Annotated in this window: 9 protein-coding genes; 4 read left to right on the plus strand and 5 right to left on the minus strand. The window is 58.1% G+C overall.

Annotation, left to right across the window (positions count from 1 at the left end):
- Positions 1-207, plus strand: a 207-nt coding sequence (locus tag VGP75_RS14295) for a DUF4357 domain-containing protein (protein ID WP_327544308.1), incomplete at its 5' end; no start/stop codon positions are given.
- 184 nt (positions 208-391) lie between these two features.
- Here the strand turns inward: VGP75_RS14295 and VGP75_RS14300 are convergent.
- Positions 392-913 carry an REP-associated tyrosine transposase gene (locus VGP75_RS14300; protein ID WP_327544309.1) on the minus strand — a complete coding sequence of 174 codons (522 nt, stop codon included), beginning with the start codon at positions 911-913 and terminating at the stop codon, positions 392-394.
- Between the two features lie 304 nt (positions 914-1,217).
- Here VGP75_RS14300 and VGP75_RS14305 point away from each other — a divergent pair, with 304 nt between their 5' ends.
- A complete protein-coding gene (locus tag VGP75_RS14305; protein ID WP_327544310.1) occupies positions 1,218-2,216 on the plus strand; it encodes a hypothetical protein in 999 nt (332 codons plus the stop codon).
- A 43-nt stretch (positions 2,217-2,259) separates the two neighbouring features.
- Here the strand turns inward: VGP75_RS14305 and VGP75_RS14310 are convergent, their stop codons facing one another.
- The gene (locus VGP75_RS14310; protein ID WP_327544311.1) at positions 2,260-2,469 is read right to left on the minus strand and encodes a cold-shock protein; all 210 of its coding nucleotides are present in this window, start codon (positions 2,467-2,469) and stop codon (positions 2,260-2,262) included.
- Positions 2,470-2,644: 175 nt separating this feature from the next.
- Between VGP75_RS14310 and VGP75_RS14315 the strand changes: the two genes are divergently transcribed.
- Both VGP75_RS14315 and VGP75_RS14320 read left to right on the plus strand, forming a co-directional pair.
- The gene (locus VGP75_RS14315; protein WP_327544312.1) at positions 2,645-2,974 is read left to right on the plus strand and encodes an arsenate reductase family protein; all 330 of its coding nucleotides are present in this window, start codon (positions 2,645-2,647) and stop codon (positions 2,972-2,974) included.
- A gap of 45 nt (positions 2,975-3,019) precedes the next feature.
- Entirely contained in the window at positions 3,020-3,388 is a 369-nt protein-coding gene (locus tag VGP75_RS14320; RefSeq protein WP_327544313.1) for a hypothetical protein, read from the plus strand.
- On the opposite strand, the gene VGP75_RS14325 is transcribed toward VGP75_RS14320, so the two are convergent.
- From VGP75_RS14325 to bufB, 3 genes are read right to left on the minus strand one after another with little or no spacing between them, the layout of a single operon-like run.
- Complete coding sequence (locus VGP75_RS14325; RefSeq protein WP_327544314.1) at positions 3,372-3,920, minus strand: DoxX family protein; 549 nt, start codon at positions 3,918-3,920, stop codon at positions 3,372-3,374. The genes VGP75_RS14320 and VGP75_RS14325 overlap by 17 nt on opposite strands.
- Positions 3,921-3,933: 13 nt before the next feature.
- Positions 3,934-4,671 carry an HvfC/BufC N-terminal domain-containing protein gene (locus VGP75_RS14330; protein WP_327544315.1) on the minus strand — a complete coding sequence of 246 codons (738 nt, stop codon included), beginning with the start codon at positions 4,669-4,671 and terminating at the stop codon, positions 3,934-3,936.
- Positions 4,668-5,495 carry an MNIO family bufferin maturase gene (gene bufB / locus VGP75_RS14335; RefSeq protein WP_327544316.1) on the minus strand — a complete coding sequence of 276 codons (828 nt, stop codon included), beginning with the start codon at positions 5,493-5,495 and terminating at the stop codon, positions 4,668-4,670. The genes VGP75_RS14330 and bufB overlap by 4 nt, the downstream gene beginning before the upstream one ends.
- Positions 5,496-5,502: the final 7 nt, after the last annotated feature.

The raw sequence follows: 5,502 nt of genomic DNA on the forward strand, positions 1-5,502 counted from the left end.
GAAACTGAGCGGGCTGTTCGCATCAACGACAAAAATTTTCGTATTGATCAAGACATTTCCTTTTCTAGTCCAAGTGCAGCAGCGGTGTTTTTGTTTGGTACTTCGAGGAATGGGCGGACTGACTGGTTAGTTGAAGGATCGAACACCACTTACGGTGATTGGAAAGACCAAATGCTAGAAAGGAAACTCGAGGTATCTAAGTTTTAGCACCCCGTAGGTCGGGGCCTGCCCCGACTCCCACCCCAACACCACAAGCCACCCACCTGCTCGTCGGGGCGGGCCCCGACCTACGGGAAAAATGACAAGGCCTGTGCTTTGGGTTGCGTGTTTGTCTCCGACTCCCACCCCAACACCCCATATCACCCACCGGCTTGTCGGGGCGGGCCCCGACCTACGGGTTATCGCGATGCCATGACGCATACGGCCAATCGCGGATAGCCGAGACCAAACCGTGCTTGACCGGATTGATCCAACAATAATTGATATGCGCGGCATAATCGCGGTCATTGCGGATGTGGTGTTCCCAAAACCGCTTTTGCCAAATGGGCGCTTCGGCACGGTGGGCGGGATTCTCCCCGACTCTTGTCCTGCCACCGACAACGCCGTGCCTGTTATGAACGGGGGGAGTCGGGGCGGGCCCCGACCTACGGAGCATGCGTGTGAAGCGCCCTTTGATTTCACCCATGCGGCCCGAATAATCCGCATCCCCTGCGGGCAAGGTCCAAACGCAATGCATGTGATCGGGCAACACGACCCAAGCGTCGATCTTGAACGGCCGCGCCGCCCGCGTCTGTGCGACGGCCTGCCGCAAAATGGCAATCTCGCGCAGCAGTAGATCCGACGACCGGTCCGCCAAATTCACGGTAAAGAAGACGGTGGCCCCCGCGCGTCTGGGGCGGCGATAGCTGGACATGCGTCACGATCGCACGGGCGTGGTTAACGCCCCGTCAACACTTGCCCCGCACGGCGCGTTAACCCTGCGACCGGCGCACATTTGTATGTACAGGCTGTGTACAGGTTGTGTACGCAAATCATACGCCCCGAACCCCCGTATCCCCTGATGATGAACACCTGCGCGCGCCCCTTTGCGTCACAGACCCCTCCGCGCCCGCGCAGCGCAGCAAAGCCACACAGCGGGACGGGTCCAAAAGTTTATATTCCATGTCGCAGGAACTGCCGCCATAGTCGGGGCAACAGCGGTTGACAGGAGCATTGCCTTGACCTTTCTACGTGCGATCCCGTTTTCCTTTAACATCCTGTGGCGGCTGGCACTGGTGTTCCCTTTCATGACCATCGCCCTGATCATGCTGGGCATCGTCGCAGGCTTTCTGGTCTTTGTGACGGCCTTTATCGCACCGCTTGTATCCATCCTGCTGATCGGCTTTTTCGCCGTTGGCGCAAGCGTCCTGCCCACAATGGTCGGTACGCGTCTGGGGTTGCGTGCGCGCGGCGCCAGCGTGCGCAATTCCGCTGCCGGGCTGGTGCTTCCGGCCGTCGGTTACGGTCTTTTCGAGGCGCTTTGCGTGCTCTTGATCGTGGCGCTGAGCAGTGTGGTTTATGTGCTGGCAACACCGCTGACATGGCAGGACCTCGGCCAATTGATTGAAATGGACGAAGATGTTTTATTACAACAGCTTATGTCGGTCAGTCCGGTCATCACCCTGATTATTTTCGCGGTGGGCGGCCTGTTTGTCGTTAGCCTGCGCGCGGCCCTTTTGACACCCTTTGCCGGTGCCAGCATCGGCGCAGACCCCAGCGGCCGCGCCCATACGCCCTTCTACGGATTTGGCAGCGCGTTTTGGTCGTTGCTGCCCTTGACGATTTTGTCCTACGTGCTCTGGGGGCTTGCTGTGCCGCTCGTGACTTTGATCTGCTTCATGCTCGGATTTGGCGAGGCTTTGGCCATGGCGGCGAGCCAGGTTGAGACGATGGAAGGCGCGGAACTGCTTGACCTGCTCGGGCTCGAAACGGGCGTGTTTCTGGCCCTGCTGATCGTGTTTTATCTCTGGGCTTTCAGCCTGCAATGCGCCGGTGGCGCGCTGGCCTTCCTGAACCATCTGGCCCGCGAAAACGATGCCCAGAACGCCTTTGACATGTCCATGGACGCCCATCTGGCCGCCGCATCCCAAACGTCGCCACGCGTGCAGAAAGAGATGCAGTCTGCAGATGTCATGGAACTTGTCCGCAGCCGCATGCGGCAGAACAAACGCGATTAGCAGGCCGAAACGGCCTGCCTGCGTCACAAAGCGGTAAACTGTCTTACCCGGCTTTGGCGATATTGCCCGCCATCTTGCGCCCGTCACGTCCTTCGATCAGCTCGAAGGTGACTTTCTGGTCGTCGGCAAGCCCGGTCAGGCCGGATTGTTCCACTGCTGAAATATGGACGAAAATATCCGCGCCGCCATCGTCGGGCGCAATAAACCCGTAGCCTTTTGTCGTATTAAACCATTTTACGGTGCCACTTGGCATGCTCCGCTCTCCTTAAATTATCGCACCCCGTAGGGTTGGGCAGGACTTGGGCCCCGCGATCAGCGGACTTCCCTTAGTCTTCACCCCTTAAGAATTATCGGTTTTGTGCAAAAGGCAAATGACACAAGGTCGCATTGGCGTTATCTGGTGATTTATTGCTGAAAATGGAGGCAAAATGCGGTTTTTTGGTTTAAAGTCGTGCGATACATGTCGAAAAGCGCTCAAGGCGCTGGCTTCGGCTGGACATAGCCCGCAAGTGATTGACGTGCGTGCCGATGGTGTCTCCGAGGCGGATCGCACTGCGATTATTGCGCAGTTCGGTGATGCCGCGATCAATCGCGCCTCAACCACATGGCGCGGTCTGACCGATACCGAAAAGGCCGCAGACCCGGCGGATCTTATGGCCGCTCATCCGACGCTGATGAAACGGCCTGTAATCGAGGTGGATGGTGCATGGACCATCGGCTGGAAAGCGGATGTTCAGGCAAAATACCTTGGCGACTGACGTTTGACTGCTTATGTGATGATTTGAGCAGTAAGGAGACGAACAATGCGCAACGCCGCAAGCGTACTTGGCCTCATCGGTGGTCTGATTGGCATTCTTGTCGGTCTGTTCGGTTACGGATATGCCGAATTGTCTGAGCGTCATTCCGAGGTGGGCGAGCTTTTCGGCTTTCTTGAGAACCCGGGCTTTATCCGTTTTGCCAGCTTTATCGCACCGCTTCTGGCGATTGCCGGCGGCGCTATGGCCAAGGCCCGCGCCCTTTGGGGCGGTCTTTTGATGCTGGTTAGCGCATTTTGTTTCTATGCGGCCTTCGGGTTCAATGTGGGAACGATGTTCCCGATCGGCTTTGTGGCACTCGGTGGCTTGCTCGCGATTGCGGCGGGCAAACCCGACGAGCCTAAGGCGCATTTCTGAAGATCAGACGGTCCACGGACAGCGCGCCTGCACCTTTCAGCACCAGGATCATCAGGCAAAGCACCCAGAACGCCCGTTGATCAAGGATCAGCGCATCGGACATACGGTCAAACCACGCGCCCAACGTGCCTTCGTGGCTGATACCGCCGTGCCCGAAAAGGTCGGTCAGGGATTGTATGATAACAAAACCAATCATGCCGATCGCTGCGAGGCGTGTGAAAAGCCCGATCACGATCAGGAGTGGCAAAAGAAACTCTGCAATGGTGCCGCCTGTCGCCACAGCCCAGTGAAAGACTGTGAGTTGCGATGTGTCATAGCCTGCTGCTTCCATGGCCTTTGGGAAGATCTGAACATAGGCACCGGCAGAAGGTTGCAAAAACCCGAAAATCCCGTCGCCCAGTTTGGTCAAACCTGAATTCCAGTAATACACCAGCAGGACACCGGCAAAAACCAGCCGTGCGAGTATCGGGAGGATCGCATCGCCAAGGCGGTTGATCGGCTGGGCCAACTGGGAAAGCGGCATGGTGGTCATTGCAATGGGCCTTTCAGTAAATTTCAGTCACGGCGCCCTGCGCCAGAAGCAGCCCAAGGACAGCACCCAGATCAAGACTGTCATCTGCGGTCGCGATGGTCTGGCCCAGGGTTTCCCCCGCTTTGAGCGCATCAATGCAGGTTGCGGCGGCGGCATTGATCAGATGCAATGTCGGATCAAAACCGGCCCGTGTGATCATCACAGCCTCGGGCCGCATCACCGGTTTGGGTGCGTCGGGTTCCGTGTTGGCGCGGTAGATTGCGTGGATTGGATAGTTTGAGCTGATCGTCTGTATGGCAGGAGCAATGCGCAGTCGGACACCCATCAGCGCATCAGGTGCTAGAGCCGTCAGCGCCTCGGCTGCAATCGGTGCTGTATCAGCGGCATGATAGGCATGGCGCATGGCAAGCTCGATCCGGGCGATATCGGGCAGGTAGCTAAAGGATTGCGTTGGTTTGAAACGGGCCAGAAACTGGGGCATTGCGTCACCGTAAAACATCATCAGCGGAGTCTTGGGCGGATGCTGGCGCAGGTAAACACCCGCCATCGCGCGAAAGAATTCATCGCCGACCAGTTTGCGCACGACAGGGAATGCTGCTTCCAACGCGTCAGATAGACCGACAGCCACGTTGTTGCGGTAGACATCAAAGCGTTTGCTCGCGGGTTTGCCATCGGGGTTGACGATGCCGGTGGGCACCGCTGATGCCGGATTGAGCATCGCGGCCCTGAAAGCGGCTTGTGTGACGGTCATGATGCCACCAAGGCAAGTGCATGATCGGCGCGCGCGATTTCGCCGGACAGAACAGGCCATGCGGGCACATCCGTATCCCATTCTATCAGGAGCGGTTTGGGCCCGCATTTGGCAAGCGTGTAATCCAGCAGGGCCCAGACCGGATCAACCACCGCTTTGCCGTGGCTGTCGATCAAGAGGGGGGCACCTGTTTCGTCTTCATCCTCGTCATGTCCGCCAAGGTGGATTTCACCAACAGCGGCGAGCGGAAAGGCGTCGATATAGTCTTGCGGTGAGGTCTGAAGGTTGGTGGCGCTGACAAAGACGTTGTTGACGTCCAGCAGCAAACCACAACCCGTGCGTTGTGTGAGTGCGCGCAGGAAATCTGTTTCTGACATCGTGCTTTCGGCGAATGCCAGATAGCTGGAGGGGTTTTCCAGCAGCATGGGGCGCCCGACCGTGTCTTGGACTTGGTTGATGTGAGAGGCGACACGGTCGAGTGTCCGCGGGGTGTAGGGGAGCGGGAGCAGGTCGTTGTAGAAATGGCTGTCGTGCGTGGACCACGCCAGATGCTCAGAGAAACTGGCAGGGTTGAGCCATGAAATCAGGTGCTTGAGACGGGCAAGGTGTTCTGCGTCAAGATCGCTTTCGCCGCCGATCGACAGCCCCACGCCGTGGACAGAGATGGGAAAGCTTTCGGCAAGGTGGCGAAGTTGCGCAATCGGGCGGCCGCCGTCGCCCATGTAATTCTCGGCATGGATTTCCAGCCATCCAAGCGGGCCGGGCTGCTCCATGATGTTGGTGTAGTGCTGGGCCTTGTAGCCCACGCCGGGACGTGCAGGCAGGGTGGGG

It is taken from the genome of Yoonia sp., assembly GCF_036007805.1.
Lineage (GTDB): Bacteria > Pseudomonadota > Alphaproteobacteria > Rhodobacterales > Rhodobacteraceae > Yoonia.